This is a genomic window from Mesorhizobium sp. P3_A9 (genome assembly GCF_056402975.1).
The window spans coordinates 1-1950 of sequence record NZ_JBFUGJ010000613.1; the positions used below are offsets into that span (position 1 = coordinate 1).

At 56.6% G+C, this 1950-nt stretch carries 2 protein-coding genes; both read right to left on the reverse strand.

Annotated features, from left to right (window positions below; all coding sequences use genetic code 11):
* On the reverse strand, positions 1-637 hold a 637-nt coding region (locus AC1DX0_RS35220), incomplete at its 3' end, for a hypothetical protein (RefSeq protein WP_477359044.1).
* Between the two features lie 244 nt (positions 638-881).
* A partial coding sequence (locus tag AC1DX0_RS35225) for a glycosyltransferase (protein ID WP_477359047.1) occupies positions 882-1950 on the reverse strand: 1069 nt, incomplete at its 5' end.

The window sequence follows — 1950 nt, forward strand, 5'->3', positions numbered from 1 at the left end:
AGGTACGCCCGCCTGAAATTTTCTCTGCAAGTTCCTTGGCAGAAGAGTAGCACTCCAGCTTCTTGGAAGCGGACTCCCCCAGCATTACCGGCTGAATGTCGACCAACTCATGGGAACCAGCGGCTCGAATAGAGGTCAGCGTGGCCTCAACGCAGCTATCTTGCTCCTGTTCACTCTGGCCCGGCGTAAGGACGATCGCCACATAAACGGTGATCAAAGCCTGCAATTCTCCCGCATCGTCCGGGACGGCCGAATGGATATGATCCAAATAAGCTGACCATGTTGCGGCAGGCAGACGATATCGATCATCAAGCGCGAACTTGAGCGACCCCGATCGGACATCACCAGCTGCAGCGGATGCCATATCGGGCGTATCAGGAGCCGGCGCCACGCTCTGTTCCGCAAGCGGTGTCAAATCGACAGYGGCAGCGAGCGCGGTCTCGAGTGCATCAGGAGCCGGCGACTCAATCGGTTCAGCAGGCGGTGTCAGACCGACAAAAGCTGACGCGCGCGCCAAAGCCGCACTGCCGCGCACGAAGTATGGCCTTGCGTTGCGGATCATGAACTGACGAAGACCTTCCAGAATGCGCTTCTCCAGACTGCGCCTTTGGTCATGCGAAATGCGCGAATGAAACATTCGCCGTGCGACCTTATGCGTTCTTATCCCCCATGGTTTCGCCCTCAATTATGAGCGATCCCGATCGTATATCAACAGCGGCAGCGGACGCGCACATCTGTCAAACCAACAAAAGCTGATTTCGGGCGCGCTGTCACGCCCCCACATTCCACCCGCTCGATACGCGCGCGCCGTGCCGCCTTATGAGTTCCAAATCAGGCGGCATTTGGAGCTTCAACAGTTTGTCGCCTATGCACGAAATAGCCTATGGCCTGAAGAGCTCGAACAATCCGTGCTTGAAGTTGTCGTAGGCGAACTTCCGGGACGAAAGTTGCCTGGCGCCTTCCTGCCGGCGCACCACCGCCGAGCGATCCGCGAGGATCGACATAACCCGGTTCGCGAATCCCTCGCAGTCGCCGACATCGACCAAATCCAGGGAGGCCGATGCATCCTCCATCTCCAAGGTAATGAGAGGGATGTTCGTTGCAACCACCGGCACGCCCAAGTGCAGCGCCTCGGTTATCTGGGTTGGAAAGTTCCCTTCCATTTCAGATGTAAACAGCAGACAGAGCGCGTTCTTGTACAAATATCCGAGTTCCGCGTCCGTCAGCTCCGAAAGCGAAATCAGATGCTCACCCGCCCCGGCTGCCGCCTGGCCTGTCAAGGGCGTGGTCAAAATCCCAACGAGCTGATCCTTGCCTCCGGCCGCCTTCAGCCGTTCGTTGACGATCGCCACGGTCTTTGCGAAATCTGCGAGCCGCTTTGAGGGCCGGTTCCTCGTGGGGTAAAATACATAGTGCGCGGGCAGCGCTCCAAACCGATCGAGGGATTCCACGCTGCTTGCACCGTCATTCAGGAACGGCAAGGGAATGTGGGCGATAGTCTCGGGCCTTGGCGCCAAGGCGGTCTTGGGCAGATAAGACGCGGTGAACGCGGAGTTCGTCAAAATGCGGCGGGCCTTGGCGACCATCTTTTTGCCGATCATGGCCGATTGCCGTGTAGCCCCCATCTCAGCCGATCCCTGGTAGAAATGAGGCATGTAGTCGGGAAGATACAGAACAACATTCTTACCATTCAGATGGGCAAGCTCAGGGAACATRTAATAATGTGAGATCAGTACATGCGCGATGTTCGGGTCTGCATTTATCAAATCGACATATYTGGCGCGCGGTATGGTTCCGTTCGCGAGTCTTATATTATTTACTTTCTGCTCCACCTTGGCCAAAATCTTGAAAATTGCCAACAATGCCGTGGATGCCAGCGCGCGCGGCATCTTCCTGAAATCTCTCGTTCGGTAGAGCGTCCTGAGATGATCGAGGTTGGCGGAGAATGGC